Consider the following 19,369-nt stretch of genomic DNA (forward strand, 5'->3'; position numbering starts at 1 on the left):
TACGTGGACCTGAGGGGATTCGAACCCCTGGCCCCCTCGATGCGAACGAGGTGCGCTACCGGACTGCGCCACAGGCCCTTGCAACGAGTGAAACTCTAGCATCCCGATCCCGGTGCTCGGAAATCCGCTCCCGGCCAGGTCAGGGACGGCGGTCCGGGAGGACTGGCCCGAGCGGGGCGTAGGACGTGCCGGGCTCCGGGTCGGGAGGACGCGCCCGCGCGGGGGCGTCCGACCGGTCGTCGTGCGCTACTCGTTGGCGGCGCGCGGGCGCTCGCCGTCCTCGTACTGGTCGAAGAGCGGGGTGCGGCCGCGCTCGCGCGAGCGGCGGGCGGAAGCGGCGCGGCGGGCGTCGCTGCGGTCGGCGTCGGCGTCGGCGGGGCGGTCCTCGTCCGCCGGGGCGTCCTCCGCGGCCGGCGCCGGCGCCGGTTCGGGCACGGCGGCGGAGGAGCGCGCCGAGCTCCAGGCGTCCGGCGCTCCCAGGTCGACGTCGGCGGTGGCCCGGGGGGCGACCGGCGCGGTCACGTAGGTGGGCAGCGGAACCGGCACCGGCTCCCAGCTCTCGCCCTGCCCCGGGCGGCGCCCGCGCTCGCGCTGCTGGTCCAGCCACTCCGCGTGGTCGGTCTGCTCGACCAGGGCCCGCCGGTCCGCGGCGAGCGCGGACAGCTCCGGGTCCGGGACAGGCTCGGCGCCCGCCTCCGGGCCGGCCGCGTCCTCGTCCGGCAGGCCGCGGCGGCGCGGCGCGCGCCGGCTCTCGCGCAGCCGCTGGGCGGCGACCTCGGCGCGACGGCGGTCCATCTGGTAGGCGAAGCGGCGGCGCTCCTTCGCCCGCAGATGCGCGATGTAGGCGCTGAGCAGCACGGCGGGCGCCGCGGGCGCCCACAGGAAGGCGAGGCCGCCGACGGCGGCGACGACCGCGCCCAGGGTGAAGGCGAGGAACAGCAGCACGGTGGTGCGCCGACGGCGGGCGAGCACCTTGGTGCGCCGGGCGCGCGCCGCCGCCTCCTCCGCGCCGGGCGCCCGCCGCGCGGCGGGGACGCGGGCGCGGGCCGGGGCGCCTGCGTCGGCGGAGGCCGACCGGCTCGCCGGCACGTTGGACCGCGCCTGCGGCGGGGCGCCCGCTTCGGCCGCGGCCGCGGACACCCGGTCCGGCGTGGGCTGCGCCCGGTCCGGCGCCGGGGGCCGTTCGGGCGCCTCGGCACGGGCCGGGGGCACGGCGAAGGCCCGGACGTCCACCGCGCCGGTGGCGTCCGGTTCCTCGGCGCCGGGCTCCCCCTCCTCGGCGGAGCGCGCCCTGAGATCCCTGGCGTAACGGCGCTCCATGCCCGCCCTTCCGGACAGCAGCCGGATGGCGGTGCTGAAGCGTTCCGTCGGACGGGCTTCGTTCAGCTCGTCCTGCCTACGGAGCCACATCGGCACCAAGTAGGCGGCCCAGGCCCCGACGATGACTGCGTAGATGAGGCCGCTGCTGCTCACGTCTCACACGGTAGAGGGGTTTGTGTGAGGCCATCCGCCAATTGGGCCGGTGTGTCGCACGATCCGGCTGATATTTCGAACTTTTTTTGTGACCGATGCGATCAGCAGGCCGCCGAGGCCGTGAATTCCGCGCCACCGCACCGATCGCGGCGGTTCTATTCGAACACTTATTCAATTACCGGGCCGGGCGGGATTCCCCTCCGCGTTCCGCAGGCTGCCCGGGTCGCGCGGCCGCCTGCGCCGCCAGCGGCTGAGCAGCCCGTCGGCCGCCTCCTCGGCGGTCAGCGCGAAGACCATGTGGTCGCGCCACGCGCCGTCGATGTGCAGATAACGCGGCCGGAGGCCCTCCTCGCGGAATCCGAGTTTCTCCACGACCCGCCGGCTCGGCCGGTTCTCGGGGCGAATGCAGACCTCGACGCGGTGCAGCCCGACGGTGCGGAAGCAGTGGTCCACGACGAGCGCCACGGCCGTCGGCATCACCCCGTGCCCGGCGACCTCCTGGTCCACCCAGTAGCCCACGTGACCCGAGCACATCGAGCCCCAGGTGATGCCGGCGACCGTCAACTGCCCGACCAGCCGCCCCTGGTACTCGATGACGAACGGCAGCATCCGTCCCGCGGCGGCCTCGGACCGCAGGTGCCGCACCATCTGGCGGTAGGTGGGGCGGTGGGTGATCGGGCCGCTGGGCGTGGGCGGCGGGATGGTCGCCTCCCAGGGCCGCAGCCAGTCCCGGTTGCGCCGGTTCACCTCGCGCCAGGCCCGCTGGTCGCGCATCCTTATCGGCCGCAGGACGACCTCGCCGTCCGTCAGCACCGCGGGCCAGGAGGGGCTGTTCAGCTCGCACCCCCGCTGCCGTCGGCGGGCCGGGCATGGTCGCCGCCGCGCACCTGGTCGACGGCGTGCGTCAACAGGGGCTCCAGGACCGCCAGCCCGTCCTTCACGCCGCCCGCCGAGCCCGGCAGGTTGACGATCAGGGTCCGCCCGGCCACCCCGGCGAGGCCGCGGGAGAGCGCGGCGGTGGGCGTCTTCTCCCGGCCGAACGCCCGGACGGCCTCCGCGATGCCCGGGACCTCGCGGTCGATCACCCGGCGGGTGGCCTCCGGCGTGCGGTCGGTGGGCGAGATCCCCGTGCCGCCGGTGGTGACCACCACGTCGTAACCCGCCGCGACGGCGGCGCGCAGCGCGGCCTCCACCGGGTCGCCGTCCGGCACGACCCGGGGGCCGTCCACGGCGAAGCCGAAGCGCTCCAGGGCGTCGGCGATCAGCGGGCCGCCCGTGTCCTCGTAGACTCCGGCGGCGGCCCGGTTGGACGCGGTGACCACCAGTGCGCGGTAGCTCATGGCCTGCTCCAGTCGCCGGACGCGCCGCCCGTCTTCTCCTCCACCCGCACGTCCGTGATGACCGCCCCCTTGTCGACCGCCTTGACCATGTCGATCACGGTGAGCGCCGCGACGGATACCGCGGTGAGCGCCTCCATCTCCACGCCGGTGCGGTCCGTCGTGCGCACGGCGGCCGTGATCTCCACGGCGTCGTCCGCGACCGACAGGTCCAGTCTCACACCGGACACCGACAACGGGTGGCACAGCGGAATCAGGTCCGGGGTGCGCTTGGCCCCCATGATCCCCGCGATCCGCGCGACGGCCAGCGCGTCGCCCTTGGGCACTCCCTCGCCGCGCAGCAACGCCACCACGCGGGGCGAGACGAGGACGCGGCCGCTGGCGCGGGCGGTGCGCGCGGTGACGTCCTTGCCGGAGACGTCGACCATGCGGGCGGCGCCCGCGTCGTCGATGTGCGTCAGTCGGTCCTGTGCGCGCTCCCGCGCGGAGGAGGGTCCGGGGGCGTCCCCCCGGGAAGGCGTGTTCATGCTCTGCGGCGCTCCCGGTCCCGGCCCGGCGCGGTGCGGCGCGCGGACCTGCTGTGCGCGACACGGTACCCCGGGGCGGCGCCGCTCAGCCGAGCAGGAGCACCTCGACCTCGTCGCCGGGCGTCACCGTCTCGACGTCCTCGGGGACGACGATCAGGGCGTCGGCTCGCGCGAGGGCGGCGACCAGGTGGGAGCCCGCGCCGCCGACGGCGGTGACCTCGCCGTCGGCGTAGGTCCCGCGCAGGAACTGCCTGCGGCCCTTGGGCGAGCTGAGCGTCCGCGTGCCCGCCAGCGTCGCCCGCGCGGTGGGCCGGTGCACGTCCGTCAGGCCCATCAGGGTGCGGATGACCGGGCGGACGAACAGCTCGAAGGAGACGTAGGAGGACACCGGGTTGCCGGGCAGCGCGAGCAGCGGGATGTGATCGGGGCCGACCGCGCCGAAGCCCTGCGGCTTGCCCGGCTGCATGGCGAGCGTGCGGAACTCCACCCCGGCGCCGGGCTCGTCCTCGTCGCCGACGTGCGACAGCGCCTCCTTGACCACGTCGTAGGCGCCCACGCTCACTCCGCCGCTGGTGACCATGAGGTCGGCGCGGACGAGCTGGTCCTCGATGGCGGAGCGCAGCACGTCGGCGTCGTCGGCGACGGCGCCCACCCGGTAGGCGATGGCGCCGGCGTCCCGGGCGGCGGCGGTCAGGGCGAAGCTGTTGGAGTCGTAGATCTGCCCGGCGGCCAGCGGCTCGTCGGGCTGGATCAGCTCGCTGCCGGTGGACAGCACCACCACGCGCGGGCGCGGGCGCACGAGGACGGCGCCCCGTCCGATCGCGGCGAGCAGCCCGATCTGCGGCGGTCCGAGGATGGTTCCGGCCGTCAGGGCGCGGTCGCCGGCCCGCACGTCGCTGCCCCTGTCGCGCACGTGCGCCCGCGCCTTGGCCGGCCGGTACACGCGCACCTGTCCCTCGGCGTCCTGCGGGGACCGGCTGCGGGCGCGCATGGCGCCGGCCGGGCCCTCGCCGAGTCCGCCGTCGGTCCACTCCACGGGGACCACGGCCTCGGCGCCGGGCGGCAGCGGGGCGCCGGTCATGATCCGGGCGGCCTGTCCGGGGCCGACCCGGACCGGGTCGGACGCGCCCGCGGCGACGTCGCCGACGACCTCCAGCACGGCCGGGAACTCCTCGGCGGCGCCCGCGACGTCGGCGACCCGCACCGCGTAGCCGTCCATGGAGCTGTTGTCGAACGGCGGCAGGGAGACCGGGACCGTCACGTCCTCGACCAGGACGCAGCCCAGCGCGTCGAGCAACGGGAGGTCGATGGGGTCCAGGGGGCGGACGGCGCCGAGCACGTCCTCCAGGTGCTCGTCCACCGACCACACGTGCTCGGACTCGTCGGCTGGGCGCCCCGCGCTGCTCAAGCTCGTCACATCTCCTCGGCCACGTATTTCTGGAGCCAGGCCCGGAAGTCCGGGCCCAGGTCCTCACGTTCGCACGCCAGGCGGACGATGGCACGGAGGTAGTCGCCGCGGTCTCCGGTGTCATAGCGGCGGCCCTTGAAGACCACGCCGTGCACCGGGCCGCCCTCGCTCCCGGCGGGGCCCGGCGCCGCGTGCGCCTGGGCGAGCTGCTGGAGGGCGTCGGTGAGCTGGATCTCGCCGCCGCGGCCCGGCTCGGTCTTGCGCAGTATCTCGAAGACGTGCGGGTCGAGGACGTAGCGGCCGATGATCGCGTAGTTCGAGGGGGCCTCGGCCGCCTCCGGCTTCTCCACCAGGCCGGTCACCCGGACCACGTCGCTGTCCCCGGTGCTCTGCACGGCCGCGCAGCCATAGAGGTGGATCTGCTCGGGATCGACCTCCATGAGGGCCACGACGCTGCCGCCGTACGACTCCTGAACGTCGATCATCCGCTGGAGCAGCGCGTCGCGCGGATCGATCAGGTCGTCGCCCAGCAGCACGGCGAACGGCTCGTGGCCCACGTGCGGGGCGGCGCACAGCACCGCGTGGCCCAGGCCCCGGGGGTCGCCCTGGCGGACGTAGTGGATCATCGCGAGGTCGCTGGACTCCTGGACCTTGGCGAGCCGCTTGTCGTCGCCCTTCTTCTCCAGGGCCGACTCCAGCTCGTAGTTGCGGTCGAAGTGGTCCTCCAGCGGGCGCTTGTTGCGGCCCGTCACCATGAGGACGTCGTCGAGGCCCGCGGCGACGGCCTCCTCGACCACGTACTGGATGGCCGGCTTGTCCACGACCGGCAGCATCTCCTTGGGAGTGGCCTTCGTAGCCGGCAGGAACCGGGTGCCGAGACCCGCGGCGGGAATGACGGCCTTGCTGATCCGGGCGTGCGACTGACTCATGCCCGCAACCTTAACCTCTGCCTTAACGGGCCTTTCCCGGCCTCAGTTGATTGACTCGCACCGGAGAACGAGCACGGGCGCGCGGGCGCCCGGGAAGGACGCGGTGGCGGCTTTGGGCGAGACCGGCCGGACGACAGACCCTGCCAAGGGCGCCTTGCGGCGCGATGTCCTGGCGGCGAGGAGGGCGTTGACCGCGGACGACGTCCAGGGGGCGGCGCGGGCGCTGGCCGCGCACGCGCTGGAGCTGCCGGAGCTGGCCGCGGCCCGCACCGTGGCCGCGTACGTCGCGATGGGCGTCGAGCCGGGCACCTCGGCGCTGCTGGAGGCGCTGCGCGCGCGGGACGTGCGGGTCCTGCTGCCCGTGCTGCTGCCCGACGGCGACCTGGACTGGGGCGCCTACGCCGGCGAGGGCGCCCTCGCGCGCGTGCGGCACGGCGGGCGGATGGAGCTGTCCGAGCCGGCCGGGGAGCGGCTGGGCCCGGACGCCGTGACGGGCGCGGACGTCGTCCTGCTGCCCGGCCTCGCCGTCGACGCCCACGGCATGCGCCTGGGGCGCGGCGGCGGCTCCTACGACCGTGTGCTGGCCCGTCTGGAGCGGGCGGGCGCGCATCCCGTGCTGGCGGTCCTGCTGTACGACGCCGAGCTGGTCGAGCAGGTGCCCGCGCAGCCGCACGACCGGCCGGTGCACGCCGCGGTGACGCCGTCCGGCGTCCGCCGCTTCGTCTGAGAGCCGCGCGCCCCGGCCCCAAACCGCGCGCCCCGGTCCCCGCCTCGCGCGCCCCGGCTCTGGAAACGCCGAAGGCCCTCCACGCGCGCGTGGAGGGCCTTCGGCGCGGAGCGCGGCCGGGTCAGCGGCTCACGGTGTGAGCACCAGGGTGTCGCTGGTGCTCTTGTCGACCGCGTTCGCCGAGGACGGCCACGGCAGCAGCTCGCCCTTGGCCCACAGGTCCGTCTGGTCGGTGTAGTGGGCGCTGTAGGCGTGCCCGGAGGCGCCGGTGAGGTTGATCCAGCGGGACTTGTCGAGGTCGGCGAGGTTCACCACCATCCGCATGGACGGCACCCACACGACGCCGTAGCCTCCGGCCGCGTTCCACCCGGTGGCGTCGACCGTGGCCTCGCCGCCGCTGAGCTTCCACGGGCCCCGGTTGAGGACGTACTGGAGGAAGCCGGGCCCGTCCGTGCCCAGCGTCTGGTTCTTCAAGAAGAGGCGGTGCAGCCGCCCCCAGCTCCAGGTGTCGATGTCCTTGCCGAGCTTGGCGGTCAGCTCCCAGCGGGCGTCGATCATGGCCCGGCGCAGCAGCTCGTCGCGGTTGTCGGCCTTGGGGCGGTTGCCGGCGGCCGGCGTCTTCCACCAGTCGCTGTCCGGCTGGTTCACGAGAGTGCGGACCACCTCGAACCAGCGGTCGCCGCCGTCGGGCTGCGCCTGGTCGGCGTCGCGCTCGCCGCACTCGCGGACCTTGGCGGTCTCGTCCACCGGGCCGGTGTTGTCGGCGGGCTTGACCCACAGGCACTGGCCCTTGACCCGCAGTTCCTTGGGCAGCTTGTCGGCGAAGGCGAGCCGCAGCACGTTGCGCCAGACGGCGTTGAAGTAGGCGGCCGCGGCCGAGTCGGCGTCCTGGGTGTAGTCCCAGCCCTCCAGGAGCTTCTGCGCCTGGCGGACGTCCTTGTCGCCGAGGTCGACCTTGAGCAGCATCGGGACGAGCAGCTTGGCGATCTCGCTGCTGTCGTCCGTCTGCATCTGGCGCATGTCGTCGGTGGAGATCTTGCCGCCGCCGTCGATCTTCGACTGGATCAGGTCGGTGATGCGCTGGCTGCGGGCGCCGTAGCCCCAGTCCGCGGTGAGCGTGTAGGGGTAGGTCTTCGGGCTGACGACGGCCTGGTTGGCGGTGACGATGTAGCCGCGCGCCGGGTTGTACTCGTAGGGCAGCTCGTCCTGGCGCAGGTAGCCGGTCCAGTCGTAGCGGGAGTCCCAGCCGGGCGCCGGGACCGAGCCGTCGTCGCCCTTCGCGCGCGTGGGGATGCGGCCGGGCAGGGTGTAGCCGATGTCGTTCTTCGTGTCGGCGTAGATCAAGTTTTGCGAGGGCACGTCGAACAGCGACGCCGCCGAGCGGAACGCCTTGAAGTCCGTGGCCCGGTCGAGGGCGAAGACGGCGTCCATCGTGGTGCCCGGATCGAGCGCGGTCCACTTCAGGGCGACGGCGTAGCCGTCCCCGCGGTCCGGGGCCGCGGTGGCGACCTGCGCCTTCTTGCCGACCGTGACCAGTTCGCCGTCGCGGTCGGACAGCAGCGGCATGCCGTCGCCGGTCTGGCGGACGACGATCTTCTTGGACGGCCCGTCGGCGACGGCGATGGTCTCCTCGCGGGTGCGGAACGGCACCGTCTTGTCGTCGCGCAGGTAGCCGTCGCCGCTGAGCTTCTCCAGGTACAGGTCGCTGACGTCGACGCCGGAGTTGGTCATGCCCCAGGCGATGGCCTGGTTATGGCCGATGACCACGCCGGGCATGCCCGCGAAGGTGTAGCCGGTGACGTCGTAGGGGCAGGCGCTGGAGACCGCGCGGCAGTGCAAGCCCATCTGGTACCAGACGGAGGGCAGCGAGGCCGACAAGTGCGGGTCGTTGGCGAGCAGCGGCTTGCCGGTGATGGTGTGCTGGCCGCCCACCACCCAGGAGTTGGAGCCGATGCCCTGGCCGTTCACGCCGACGGCCGTGGGCAGGTTCTGCATGACGTCGTGCAGGCCCAGGAGCTGGCTCCGCACACCGGCGCCGGAGGAGGCCGCCGGGGCGCCGCTCGCGGGGGCGGTGGAGCGGGCGGAGGCGCCCGTGGCCGTCGTCCCGCCCGTGCCCGTCGTGGCGCCCGTGCCCGTCGTGCCGGAAGCACTCGACGTGCCGGCGCCGCTCGACGTCCCAGCGCCGCTCGACGTCCCCGTGCCGCTCGACGTCCCCGTGCCGCTCGACGTGCCGGAGGCGCCCGCGCCGCTGCCGTCGGTCGCCTCGAACACCTTGCTCAGCTCGTCGTACTGGCCCTGCGTGACGATCGGCTTGTTCCGGTCGTACGGGTAGTCCGGGTAGAGGTCCTTGATCTGCTTGGGGCCGAGGCGGCTGGTCATCAGGGCGCGGTCGATCTCGTCCTGCATGTTGCCGCGCAGGTCCCAGGCCATCGCCTTCAGCCAGGAGACCGAGTCCACCGGCGTCCACTGCTGGGGCTTGTAGTCGTTGGCGAAGCCGAGGGCCGCGTACTCCAGGGAGACGGCCGATGCGTCGCGCCCCTTGAGGTAGGCGTTGACGCCCTGGGAGTACGCCTGGAGGTACTTCTTGGTCGAGTCCGACAGCTTCTTGTCGTACTCCTCCTGGGCCACCCGGTTCCAGCCCAGGGTGCGCAGGAACTCGTCGTTCTGGACCTGCCCCTTGCCGAACATCTCCGACAGGCGGCCGGAGGTCATGTGCCGGCGCACGTCCATCTCGTAGAACCGGTCCTGCGCCTGGACGTAGCCCTGCGCCATGAACAGGTCCTGCGCGGAGGAGGCGTAGATCTGCGGGATGCCGTGGCCGTCCCGCTTGACGTCCACCGGGCCGGACAGGCCCTGGAGCCGGACCGAGCCCTTGGTCTGCGGGAAGGAGGCGCGGACGGTGCTGATGGACCAGTAGGCCCCGTAGGCGATGCCTCCGATGAGGGCCAGCACCAGGACGAGCACGACGAGTCGGGCTTTTCGCCCCTTCTTCCTGCCGGACTTGCCGGGCTTGTCACCCGTTGAGGCGGTGGTTTTGGGGGGCATCGCTGTCCTTGCTGTCCTAACGCGAGCGGCAGGCGGTACATGAGTGCTGGAGCAACCATAGGCGCAGGGGTCCGCGCCACTTGACGCGGAGTCGTGTGCGGCCCCGGACGGAGGTTCGACCATGAGCGCGGCCAACGTCAAGGAATCGTCAAGAGTTAGGTAAGGTAACGAAGTAGTCGAAGATCCACGACCGCACCGGCGCCCCCGCGCGCCCGGTCACCGGAGAGGGGCCAGCCGCTGACTGTCCACCACCTCGACCAGCTCCTGCTCGCCTGCTCGCTCGTCCTGCTCGTGGCCGTGGCGGCGGTGCGGATCTCCTCGCGCAGCGGGCTCCCCAGCCTGCTCGTGTACCTGGGGATCGGCGTCGTCATAGGCGCCGACGGCTTCGGGCACGTCCACTTCGACAGCGCCGCGCTGACCCAGGTCATCGGCTACGCCGCCCTCGTCGTGATCCTCGCCGAGGGCGGTCTGGGCACGAAGTGGACGGAGATCAGGCCGGTGCTGCCCTCGGCCGCCGTGCTGGCGCTGCTCGGGGTCGGGGTGAGCGTCGGCGTCACGGCGGCCGGCGGCCACTACCTGGTGGGACTGGAGTGGCGCCAGGCGCTCATCGTCGGCGCGGTGGTGTCCTCCACGGACGCGGCGGCCGTCTTCTCCGTGCTGCGGCGCATCCCGCTGCCCGCGCGGGTGACCGGCACGCTGGAGGCCGAGTCCGGCTTCAACGACGCGCCCGTCGTCATCCTGGTCGCCGCCTTCTCCACGGCCGGCCCGGTCGAGCACTGGTGGGTGCTGGTGGGCGACATCGCGACGGAGCTGGCCATCGGCGCGGCCATCGGGCTCGCGGTGGGCTGGCTGGGCGCCTGGGCCCTCAAGCGCGTCGCCCTGCCCGCCTCCGGCCTGTATCCGATCGCCGTGATGGCCATCGCGGTCTCGGCGTACGCCGCCGGCGCGCTGGCGCACGGCAGCGGCTTCCTGGCGGTCTACCTGGCGTCCATGGTCCTGGGCAACGCCCGGCTCCCGCACTGGCCGGCCACGCGCGGCTTCGCCGAAGGGCTCGGCTGGATCGCCCAGATCGGGATGTTCGTCCTGCTGGGCCTGCTGGTCACGCCGCACGAACTGGGCGACGACGTGGTCCCCGCCCTGCTCATCGGCCTGGTGCTGACCATGGGCGCGCGACCGCTGAGCGTGGTCCTGAGCCTGCTGCCGTTCCGGGTGCCGTGGCGGGAGCAGGCGCTGATGTCCTGGGCCGGGCTGCGCGGCGCCGTGCCCATCATCCTGGCGACCATCCCCATGGTGAGCGGCGTCGAGTCCAGCCGCCGCCTGTTCAACATCGTCTTCGTCCTTGTCGTCGTCTACACCCTCGTCCAGGGCCCGACCCTGCCGTGGCTCGCCCGCACCCTGCGCCTGGGCGTCGCGGACGCCGCCGACGACCTCGGCATCGAGTCGGCGCCCCTGGAGCGGCTGCGCGGGCACCTGCTGTCCGTCGCCATCCCGCGGGGGTCGCGGATGCACGGCGTGGAGGTGGGCGAGCTGCGGCTGCCGGCCGGCTCCGCGGTCACCCTCGTCGTGCGCGAGGGGAAGTCCTTCGTCCCGCTGCCCAGCACGGTCCTGCGGCGCGGCGACGAGCTGCTGGTGGTCGCCACCGATCCCGTCCGCGCGGCCGCGGAGCGGCGGCTGCGCGCCGTCGGCCGGGGCGGCAAGCTGGCCGGGTGGCTGGGGACGAACGGGACGTCCGGGTCGAGGTGAGGGCCGGGCGCCGGGCGTAGGGGGCGGGCCCCCGGCGGGCCGCATGGGGCGGGCGCCGCCGGGCGGTTGGGGCGGGCGCCGCCGGGCGGTTGGGGCGGGCGCCGCCGGGCGGTTGGGGCGGGTGCCGCCGGGCGGTTGGGGCGGGTGCCGCCGGGTGCATGGGGCGGCCGCAGGCGGGCCGCCCGCCGGACGCCTGGGGCGGGCCTCCCTCGCGCGGCCCCCGCGCATCCCGGTATCGCGGTATCCCGCGCACGCTCCCTGCCTCTCCCCTGCGCGTTCCCGTGCGCCTTCCCCTGCCGTATCCGCCTTGTACGATGAGCGCGCACCCTGATTGAACCGACTCTGCCTGACGCAGAGCTGGCGCGACCGTATGGCGGTCGGGTCGCCCCCGCAGCGGGCGCCGGCATCTACCGCAGTCCGCACAAGAGGACAGCTCTCGGCGCGCGCCCGCTCCCCGGGCCGGCGCTACCAGGCGGCAGAAAGGCACGGCCGTGGCATCCGCGGTCACCGCCACCGACCCCTCTACGCCTTCGACGGCGCCCTCCCGACCGGGATACGGGTCACTGCTGCGCACACGCGGCGCCTGGACGTTCCTGCTCCCCGGCTTCGCGGCCCGCCAGCCGTTCGCGATGCTCACCGTCTCCTTGGTGCTGCTGGTGCGGCACACCACCGGCTCCTACGGCGCGGCGGGCGCCGTCGCGGCCGTCACCGGCGTCTCCATGGCGCTGTGCGCGCCCTGGAGCGGCCGCCTCGCCGACCGCTACGGGCAGCGCGCCGTCCTGGTCCCCAGCGTCCTGGCGCACGCCCTGGCCGGGCTGGCGCTGACCGGCCTCGCCCTGGCGCACGCCCCCCTGTGGGCGCTGTGCGCGGCGGCGGCGCCGACCGGCGCCTCGGTGCCGCAGATCGGCCCCATGGTGCGCGCCCGCTGGGGCGTGGTCCTTCAGGACTCGCCGCTGACGACCACCGCGGCCGCCTTCGAGTCGGTCACCGACGAGCTGACGTTCGTGCTCGGGCCGCTGCTGGCGACCGCCCTGTGCACGGCCGTCGCCCCGGCGGCCGGCCTGCTCGCGGAGGCCGGGCTGACCCTGGTCGGCGGTCTGCTGTTCGCCGCGCAGGGGCGCACCCAGCCGACGGCCGCGGCGGACGGCGGTCCCGCACGCGGGGAGCACGCCTCAGCCCTGGGCGTGCCCGGAGTGCGCGTGCTGATCGCGGTCTTCCTCGGCATCGGCGCGGTCTTCGGCGGCATGCAGGTCTCGCTGGCCGCGTTCACCGAGTCGATCGGGGCGCCGGGCCTGAACGGCGTGCTGTACGGCACGTTCGCCGCGGGCAACATGCTCTCCGGCGCCGTCTGCGGCGCCCTCGCCTGGAAGGCGGCCCCGCAGCGCCGCCTGGTGCTCGGCTACGCCGCCCTGGCGCTGGCCGCATCCACCCTGTGGACGGCGCACTCGGCGCCGCTGCTGGCCGCGCTCGGCCTGCTGGTCGGCATGTGCGTCGCGCCGTCCCTGATCACCGGATACACCCTGGTGGAGGGCCTGGTTCCGGCCGGCGCCCGCACCGAGGCGTTCACCTGGCTCACCGGCGCGGTCGCGCTGGGCCAGGCCGCGGCGGTGACGGCGGGCGGGCAGTTGGAGGACCGCCTCTGGGGCGGCGCCGGGTTCCTGGTCCCGATGGCCGGGACGGTGCTCGCGCTGATCACCCTGGTGGCGCTGCGCTCGCGGCTCGCCGCGCGGGACGGCGGCCGCACCGTGCGCGTGGCGTCGGTCACCGCACCGCCGTCACAGTGGACTGATCCGGGGGAATGCGTCACTATGGACCCTCGTTAGCACTCATCGAGTCAGAGTGCCAGGAGGAAGACAGTGCCGACCTACCAGTACCAGTGCACCGAGTGCGGCGAGGGCCTCGAGGCGGTGCAGAAGTTCACCGACGACGCGCTCACCGAGTGCCCTCACTGCGGTGGCCGCCTGAAGAAGGTGTTCTCCGCGGTCGGCATCGTCTTCAAGGGCTCCGGCTTCTACCGCAACGACAGCCGCGGCTCCTCGTCGACCAGCAGCCCGGCGTCCGCCAAGGCCTCTGGGGCGTCTGGTTCTTCGGGCTCGTCGAGCACCTCGTCGTCGAGCGAGGGTGCGTCGTCGTCTTCGTCTTCCTCGTCGACTTCTTCGTCTTCGTCGTCTTCCTCCACGTCTTCGTCGTCCTCCTCGTAGGGCTGCCAGGGCGTCATCGCCCATCCTCCGCTTCCGGGACCCCGCCGTCGTGTGACCGCGGGGTTCGCTGCGTTCGGGGGGCGGCACGTTCGGGGGCCGCGTTCGCAGGAGGGGTGCGGTGCGGTTCGCGTTGCGCCGGGGGTGGGCGGGCGCCGCGCAGGGCGCTGGCGGGCGCCGCGCAGGGTGGCTGAGGGGCGCAGCGAAGGGTGGCTGGCGGGTGCCGCGCAGGGTGGCTGAGGGGTGCTTGAGGGCAGGGCCTAGGGTGCTGTCCATGGCGAACGCAGAGATCGGTGTCATCGGCGGTTCCGGCTTCTACTCGTTCCTGGACGACGTCACCGAGATCCAGGTGGACACGCCGTACGGGGCGCCCAGCGACTCCCTGTTCCTCGGCGAGATCGCCGGGCGGCGCGTGGCGTTCCTGCCCCGGCACGGCCGCGGCCACCACCTTCCGCCGCACCGCATCAACTACCGGGCCAACCTCTGGGCGCTGCGCTCGGTGGGCGTGCGCCAGGTCCTCGGCCCGTGCGCGGTGGGCGGTCTGCGCCCCGAGTACGGACCGGGCACGCTGCTCGTGCCGGATCAGTTCGCCGACCGCACCAAGTCCCGCGAGCAGACCTACTTCGACGGGCTGCCGCTGGCCGACGGCTCGTTGCCGAACGTCGTGCACGTCTCCCTGGCCGACCCCTACTGTCCCGCGGGCCGGGCCGCCGCGCTGAAGGCGGCCCGCGGACAGGACTGGGACGCGGTCGACGGCGGCACGCTGGTCGTGGTCGAGGGGCCGCGCTTCTCCACCCGCGCCGAGTCGCTGTGGCACCAGGCGCAGGGCTGGTCCGTGGTGGGCATGACCGGTCACCCCGAGGCGGCGCTCGCCCGGGAACTGGAACTCTGCTACACCTCGCTGACCCTGGTCACCGACCTCGACGCCGGCGCCGAGAGCGGCGAGGGCGTCTCCCACGAGGAGGTGCTGCGGGTGTTCGCCGCCAACGTGGAGCGGCTGCGGGGCGTCCTGTTCGACGCCGTGGCCGCGCTGCCCGCCCCCGGGGAGCGGGACTGCCCGTGCGCGAACGCGCTGGGCGGCATGGATCCGGGGTTCGCGCTGCCGTAGCGCATGACGGGGCGAGGGGGCTGCCCGGCGGCCGGGCGGGGCGCACGGGACGTGCGGGTGCGGCGGCGCCGCGGGGGGCTGTGCCCAGCGGCTGCGCTGCGCACACCGCCCGTCGGGGTGGGGCGGTTGTCCACAACCCGTGAGTAGCTCACAGGCTCAAGCGGGCGGCGGCGCGATGCCCGATCGTGGGGGTCGCAAGCGATTCCGCCCGTCCCCGCACCGCAGGTGGTGGTCCCGTGTCCGCGCCGTCCCGTCGTCCTTTCGCCGTCGACATCAGCGTCCCCGCGCATGACGTCCGCGCGCCCTCAGACGTCCCCGCTCCCCGCGAGGTGCCGCACTTCGCGCCGGTGCGGCTGCGGGGCGGGCCGGGCGGCGTGCGCCGGCTGCTGCGCCGGCGCCGGCGGCCCGTGGCCGCCGGGCTCGCCGTAGCCGCGGTGGCCCTGGCGGCGGGCGCCCGCGCGGCGCCCGGAGCGCCGCACATCGGAGTACCGCGCACCGGCTTTCCACGGACCGCGCACGCCCTCGCCGGCATGCCGGACATCAGCGGCCGAGCGGACACCCCGGGCGCCGCGGACACCCCGGGCGCCGCGGACACCTCGGGCGCCGAAGACACCGGTTCTGCGTCCGCTCCCCCATCCGACCAGGTCAGAGCGCCGGACGCGAGGCGCGCGCCGGTCGCGCCCGTCGTGCCGCGCTCCACCGCGACGCGTCCGTCCCGGGCCAATGCGCGGACCCGGCTGGCGGTGACCCGGTGGTGAGCCGTAGGTTGCTGAACTGTTTGTTCAGCAACCGGTACGTCCTAGGAGGGGCCACAGGTGAGCGCAAAGAAGGACCCGAGCGTCTGGCAGGGCTTCAGAGCCTTTCTGATGCGCGGGAACGTCGTCGATCTAGCCGTCGCCGTAGTCGTCGGCGCCGCCTTCAGCAACATCGTCAGCTCGGTCGTGAAGGGAGTGATCAATCCGGTCGTCGGAGCGATCGGCACGCAGAACCTCGACCACTACAACTCCTGCCTGAGCGAGACGTGCAAGGGCGACGACGGCATCCGCATCATGTGGGGCTCGGTCCTGGGCGCCGCGCTTCAGTTCACGATCACCGCGGCGGTGGTCTACTTCCTGATGGTGCTGCCGATGGCCAAGTTCCTGGCCCGGCAGGAGGCGCGCCGGAAGGCGAAGGAGGGCTCCGAGGAGGTCGCGCAGGTGACCGAGCTACAGGTGCTCCAGGATATCCGCGACGAGCTGGTCGCCCAACGCGGCCCGCGGCAGGGCGTGCCGGAGCCGGGAGTTCCGCAGCAGGGCGGCGCGCGGGAGCAGGGCGGACGGTAGCGGCCCGGCAGCGCGGGCCACGCCGGCCTCAGAGGTGGTGGGGCGGCTTCTCGTCCAGGAAGCGCTTGAGGTCGGCGGCGGCGCCGTCCGCGCGCTCGCCCCAGCCCCGGTCGGTGTCGTCCGTGGACTGCTGGTTCAGCGGATCGTCGAAGATCAGCGCGTTCTTGGGATCGCGCGGCTCGGGAGCGGTGGTCATGCCTCCAGGGTACGGTGACCGCCCCGCCCGCCCGTCCCGGGCGGTCCCGGCCGGTTTCTGCTGTGCTGGGAGCCATGACGTCCCGTTCCGGATTCCCCGGGGGTTCCGCCCCCAGGAGCCGTCCGCCCCACCCCCTGCGTCCCCTCCGCCCGCTGACGGCGCGCGGGCGCCACGAGGAGCACCGGGTCGCCTCCTCGCTGGAGCTGCTGTTCGACCTGTGCTTCGTCGTGGCGGTGGCGCAGGCGGGCACGGAGCTGGTGCACACCGTGGCGGAGGGCCGGGCCGCCACGGGCATCCTGAACTACGCGATGGTGTTCTTCGCCGTCTGGTGGGCGTGAACCAACGGAGCAACACTTCATCGCGGGGCGTCTGAGCAGCGGGGATAAACGCGAAAGAGCCCCGCCGCACACCACGGGGGTGGTGCGGGACGGGGCGGATGCGAGCGTCGCTGAGGGGCTTACCCGCGGGTGCTCTGGTCCCGCAGCTCAGCTAGCCGCCGCTGGTACACGGCCCCGGCGGCGTGAGCGCCCCTCTCCCTGCTGGGGGTGGCTTGCTCGATCAGGTGATGAGCCGCCGCCTTCAGATGCGCCGACCACGCCAAGACGTGTTGCTGAGCAGTCCGCCCGCACTGCTGAGGCTCGCCAGGCAGACACAGCGGAAGATCGGGGCCCACCTTGTCCGCGGCGTGCCGGATGTACCGGGCGATGGTGGCCCACTCCTCTTCGGTTCGCTGTATGGCGCTGGCGTTGCCGTCCACGCCCCACGGGCCGAAGTCGTCACCGTGATCGTGCATGTGCGTGCTCCCTGGTGATCTCAGCGTCTTACGCAGGTGCGCCGATCGTATCCGTGGCCGCTGAGCTGTCTGCCTCTCTCGGGTCGCAGTGCCCCACGGATGGGACGCATGGACCGCATGGCCCGCACATGGGCAGGAACTGCGGGGGCGTACACGATTGCGCGCCCTCTCCGTGAACAGCAGAGATATCGGCCAGCACCGCCGCCATTCGCACCCCTTCCCAGATTTCGGAAAGCGGCGACTCAAGCACGTTCCGGACATTCAGGAACCGTCCCAGCACGCACGGCCACACGTTCCCGTCGGGGCCAATGGCGCACTTCTCATGCGCACAGTGCCCGCACAGGTCACCGATGGTCGGCTCAGCGCCCTTGCCGGCCCGTCCGAAGGCACGGGTGCGGTCTCCGCCGACAGTTCCCACACCAAGCGCCGAAAGGTCCCGTGCCGCCTCCCGGACGCGCTGCCCGGACTGCACAGCGACGACGCCACCCCGAAGCGGGATATTCAGGCTGAGCGCCTTTTCGATGTTCGCCCGCGTCTTCTTGTGGGAACCCCGGAGCCTGGTCACCTCGTCGTGTTCCTCCGCCGTATCGGAGTAGTACGACGTTGCGAGCTTGACCCCGCACCCCGTAAAGGTCTCCCACAGCTCATCCTGGATGTGGGTCATGTTCGAGAACACTTCGACAGACAGACCCGCGCCGTGAGCGTGCGTGATCAGCTCCCGAAGGTGCGGGTACAGGGTGGGTTCCCCGCCGATGAACTGCACGTCAAGCGCGCCGATTTCAGCGAGCTGGTCGATGGTGCGCTTCCAGTCCCGCACGGTCATGGCGCCATGCGTTCCCTTCGGAGACGAGTCCGCATAGCAATGACCGCAGAACTCGTTGCAAAGACCCGTCACCTCCAACCACACAAATTTCAGTCGGTTTCGGGCAGCGCTCATCGTGAGACTCCTTACGACTGGTGTTCAGCGGACAGGACACCGCCCCTGCCGGGATTCCGAATGGGCATCGAAGGGAGCCCCAGTTCGGCTACGTTCGGCAGGGGCCGAGATCAGAGGCGGCCAGTAGCGGTCAGGTGTCGCCCCATCCGGACGTTGCAGTCACTTACGCCACTGGCGTCGCCGTTGGCCTGCGCGCGGTCTCGGTCGGTTGCGATGCTGTCGCACAGCGGGCGCCCCGGCACGGGCTTGGGTTCGCCCTGCAACCTCAACGCGAGGCCTGCGGGGTCCGCCTGCGTCGTCTGCGTGGTGGTCATGTCGTCCCCTCGCGTCGGCGATCCGGGGTCCACCCTCCGACCGCGTCCGATCTCCGACTAGCGGCCGCCTGTAGGCCAGTTGTCGGCCAGACTGGGTGCATGACCAGCACCATCGGGGCCAACATCAAGCGCCTTCGTGAAGAGCGGGAGTGGAGCCAAGCGCGTCTAGCACGGGAGACGTGCCGTGCTGCCGGGATCAACGGTGAACCCATCGGGCGGCAGGAAATCAGCCGGTACGAGACGGGCAAGCGCACCCCCCGCGAATGGTTGCCGTTCATCGCGACAGCCCTCGGCGTTCCGGTGACCACCCTCAAAGAGCCGCAGAGGACAACTGAAATTCCTTTGCCGACTCTTGCTGACTTCGTCCCCGCCGAGGACCCGCTAAGCCTTCTCACTGTTCGCACGGGGCGTCGCTTAGGCATCCAATCAGTCAATGACCTACAGCAGCGGGTGCACGGGCTCAGGCTCGCTGATGATGTTCTCGCCGGGGGTGATCTGATCCGCCCGGCGCTTCGGGAACTCCGATCAGCCGTCAGGCTGTACCGGGAAAGCTCGCACACAGGCGAAGTGGGACGGCAACTCCTCAGCCAGATTGGCGAATTGGCGCAGATCGTCGGATGGATCGCCAGCGACGCCGGGCAGCGCGATGAAGCCGAGCGCATTTACAGGTTGGGGATCAGCGCGGCAAGGCAGGCCGGGGACCACACCCTAGCCGGGAATCTGGCAGGGTCTCTTGCCTACCAGATGAGCAATACCGGCCGAGAGGCAGAAGGGCTGCTACTCGCTCAGGCGGCTTTGAGAGAAGCGGGAGTCAACGCCCCTGCGAAAGCCCGAGCGCTCTATCTCGACAGGGTTGCGTGGGCGCATACGCAGGCAGGAGAAGCGCAATCAGCTATGCGGGCGCTCGGAGAAGCAGCAGAGGCATTGGCGGAGGACAGCGAGGAGAGTGAGGCCCCAGCCTATTTGTATTGGGTCGATGCCGGAGAACTCCAAGTCATGGAGTCTCGCGTTTACACGGAACTGCATCGGCCGCTACGTGCCGTCCCGCTATTAAGGGGCGTTCTCAAGAAGTACGACGCCACACACACCCGCGAAATTGCCCTCTATCTCTCATGGCTTGCTGTCGCGCTAGCCGATGCGAACGAGCCCGAAGAGGCGGCGATAGTTGCAGAGCGCGTCATCAGGATTTCTGCTGATGTCGCATCGGAGCGCACCGCCGAACGAATCAAGGTCGTCATGGCCCGTTTGCAGGACTTCGCGGATGTTCCCGAGGTTTCCTCCTTGCTCGCCGACAACGCTGCCTGAACGCACG

18 protein-coding genes, 1 tRNA gene and 2 pseudogenes are annotated in these 19,369 nt (G+C 72.6%); 9 read left to right on the top strand and 12 right to left on the bottom strand.

Annotated features, from left to right (window positions below):
• Positions 1 to 4: 4 nt before the first annotated feature.
• The 7 genes from ABZ861_RS09725 to galU form a co-directional block, all read right to left on the bottom strand.
• Positions 5 to 78 (bottom strand) — tRNA-Ala (locus ABZ861_RS09725).
• A 168-nt stretch (positions 79 to 246) separates the two neighbouring features.
• Positions 247 to 1,473 (bottom strand): gephyrin-like molybdotransferase receptor GlpR, encoded by a 1,227-nt coding sequence (glpR, locus tag ABZ861_RS09730; RefSeq protein WP_361626473.1) that lies wholly within the window; start codon positions 1,471 to 1,473, stop codon positions 247 to 249.
• 171 nt (positions 1,474 to 1,644) lie between these two features.
• Positions 1,645 to 2,286 carry a GNAT family protein gene (locus ABZ861_RS09735; RefSeq protein WP_361626476.1) on the bottom strand — a complete coding sequence of 214 codons (642 nt, stop codon included), beginning with the start codon at positions 2,284 to 2,286 and terminating at the stop codon, positions 1,645 to 1,647.
• Positions 2,287 to 2,306: 20 nt separating this feature from the next.
• Positions 2,307 to 2,813 carry a MogA/MoaB family molybdenum cofactor biosynthesis protein gene (locus ABZ861_RS09740; RefSeq protein ID WP_361626479.1) on the bottom strand — a complete coding sequence of 169 codons (507 nt, stop codon included), beginning with the start codon at positions 2,811 to 2,813 and terminating at the stop codon, positions 2,307 to 2,309.
• A complete protein-coding gene (moaC, locus tag ABZ861_RS09745; RefSeq protein ID WP_361626482.1) occupies positions 2,810 to 3,337 on the bottom strand; it encodes a cyclic pyranopterin monophosphate synthase MoaC in 528 nt (175 codons plus the stop codon). The genes ABZ861_RS09740 and moaC overlap by 4 nt, the downstream gene beginning before the upstream one ends.
• An 85-nt stretch (positions 3,338 to 3,422) precedes the next feature.
• Positions 3,423 to 4,745, bottom strand: coding sequence for a gephyrin-like molybdotransferase Glp (gene glp, locus ABZ861_RS09750; RefSeq protein ID WP_361626485.1), 1,323 nt, complete (start codon positions 4,743 to 4,745; stop codon positions 3,423 to 3,425).
• Between the two features lie 5 nt (positions 4,746 to 4,750).
• Positions 4,751 to 5,674 (bottom strand): UTP--glucose-1-phosphate uridylyltransferase GalU, encoded by a 924-nt coding sequence (gene galU / locus ABZ861_RS09755; RefSeq protein ID WP_361626488.1) that lies wholly within the window; start codon positions 5,672 to 5,674, stop codon positions 4,751 to 4,753.
• A 112-nt stretch (positions 5,675 to 5,786) separates the two neighbouring features.
• Between galU and ABZ861_RS09760 the strand changes: the two genes are divergently transcribed.
• Complete coding sequence (locus ABZ861_RS09760) at positions 5,787 to 6,401, top strand: 5-formyltetrahydrofolate cyclo-ligase (protein ID WP_361627016.1); 615 nt, start codon at positions 5,787 to 5,789, stop codon at positions 6,399 to 6,401.
• A 129-nt stretch (positions 6,402 to 6,530) separates the two neighbouring features.
• Here ABZ861_RS09760 and ABZ861_RS09765 read toward each other — a convergent pair whose 3' ends face one another.
• On the bottom strand, positions 6,531 to 9,446 hold the full coding sequence (locus ABZ861_RS09765; protein WP_361626491.1) for a penicillin acylase family protein: 2,916 nt from the start codon (positions 9,444 to 9,446) through the stop codon (positions 6,531 to 6,533).
• Between the two features lie 237 nt (positions 9,447 to 9,683).
• Between ABZ861_RS09765 and ABZ861_RS09770 the strand changes: the two genes are divergently transcribed.
• From ABZ861_RS09770 to mscL, 6 genes and pseudogenes are all read left to right on the top strand, one after another.
• Positions 9,684 to 11,189 carry a potassium/proton antiporter gene (locus ABZ861_RS09770; protein ID WP_361627019.1) on the top strand — a complete coding sequence of 502 codons (1,506 nt, stop codon included), beginning with the start codon at positions 9,684 to 9,686 and terminating at the stop codon, positions 11,187 to 11,189.
• A 491-nt stretch (positions 11,190 to 11,680) separates the two neighbouring features.
• Positions 11,681 to 12,978 (top strand): annotated as a pseudogene (locus ABZ861_RS09775) (MFS transporter).
• Between the two features lie 67 nt (positions 12,979 to 13,045).
• A complete protein-coding gene (locus ABZ861_RS09780) occupies positions 13,046 to 13,390 on the top strand; it encodes an FmdB family zinc ribbon protein (RefSeq protein ID WP_361626494.1) in 345 nt (114 codons plus the stop codon).
• A 271-nt stretch (positions 13,391 to 13,661) separates the two neighbouring features.
• Complete coding sequence (locus tag ABZ861_RS09785) at positions 13,662 to 14,495, top strand: S-methyl-5'-thioadenosine phosphorylase (protein ID WP_361626497.1); 834 nt, start codon at positions 13,662 to 13,664, stop codon at positions 14,493 to 14,495.
• A gap of 236 nt (positions 14,496 to 14,731) precedes the next feature.
• Positions 14,732 to 15,253: a hypothetical protein gene (locus ABZ861_RS09790; protein ID WP_361626500.1), complete on the top strand. Its 522-nt coding sequence runs from the start codon at positions 14,732 to 14,734 to the stop codon at positions 15,251 to 15,253.
• Between the two features lie 57 nt (positions 15,254 to 15,310).
• On the top strand, positions 15,311 to 15,817 hold the full coding sequence (gene mscL / locus ABZ861_RS09795) for a large conductance mechanosensitive channel protein MscL (RefSeq protein ID WP_361626503.1): 507 nt from the start codon (positions 15,311 to 15,313) through the stop codon (positions 15,815 to 15,817).
• A 28-nt stretch (positions 15,818 to 15,845) separates the two neighbouring features.
• Here the strand turns inward: mscL and ABZ861_RS09800 are convergent, their stop codons facing one another.
• Positions 15,846 to 16,013: a hypothetical protein gene (locus tag ABZ861_RS09800; protein WP_361626506.1), complete on the bottom strand. Its 168-nt coding sequence runs from the start codon at positions 16,011 to 16,013 to the stop codon at positions 15,846 to 15,848.
• Between the two features lie 74 nt (positions 16,014 to 16,087).
• Here ABZ861_RS09800 and ABZ861_RS09805 point away from each other — a divergent pair.
• Positions 16,088 to 16,348: pseudogene (locus tag ABZ861_RS09805) on the top strand (low temperature requirement protein A); the annotation flags it as partial.
• 122 nt (positions 16,349 to 16,470) lie between these two features.
• Here the strand turns inward: ABZ861_RS09805 and ABZ861_RS09810 are convergent.
• From ABZ861_RS09810 to ABZ861_RS09820, 3 genes are all read right to left on the bottom strand, one after another.
• Complete coding sequence (locus ABZ861_RS09810) at positions 16,471 to 16,806, bottom strand: hypothetical protein (RefSeq protein ID WP_361626509.1); 336 nt, start codon at positions 16,804 to 16,806, stop codon at positions 16,471 to 16,473.
• A gap of 28 nt (positions 16,807 to 16,834) precedes the next feature.
• Positions 16,835 to 17,743 carry a radical SAM protein gene (locus ABZ861_RS09815; RefSeq protein ID WP_361626512.1) on the bottom strand — a complete coding sequence of 303 codons (909 nt, stop codon included), beginning with the start codon at positions 17,741 to 17,743 and terminating at the stop codon, positions 16,835 to 16,837.
• Positions 17,744 to 17,853: 110 nt separating this feature from the next.
• The gene (locus tag ABZ861_RS09820; protein WP_361626515.1) at positions 17,854 to 18,057 is read right to left on the bottom strand and encodes a hypothetical protein; all 204 of its coding nucleotides are present in this window, start codon (positions 18,055 to 18,057) and stop codon (positions 17,854 to 17,856) included.
• 99 nt (positions 18,058 to 18,156) lie between these two features.
• Between ABZ861_RS09820 and ABZ861_RS09825 the strand changes: the two genes are divergently transcribed.
• Positions 18,157 to 19,362, top strand: coding sequence for a helix-turn-helix transcriptional regulator (locus tag ABZ861_RS09825; RefSeq protein WP_361626518.1), 1,206 nt, complete (start codon positions 18,157 to 18,159; stop codon positions 19,360 to 19,362).
• Positions 19,363 to 19,369 lie beyond the last annotated feature (7 nt).

This window comes from Streptomyces sp. NPDC046985 (assembly GCF_040644415.1).
Taxonomy (GTDB): Bacteria; Actinomycetota; Actinomycetes; order Streptomycetales; family Streptomycetaceae; genus Streptomyces.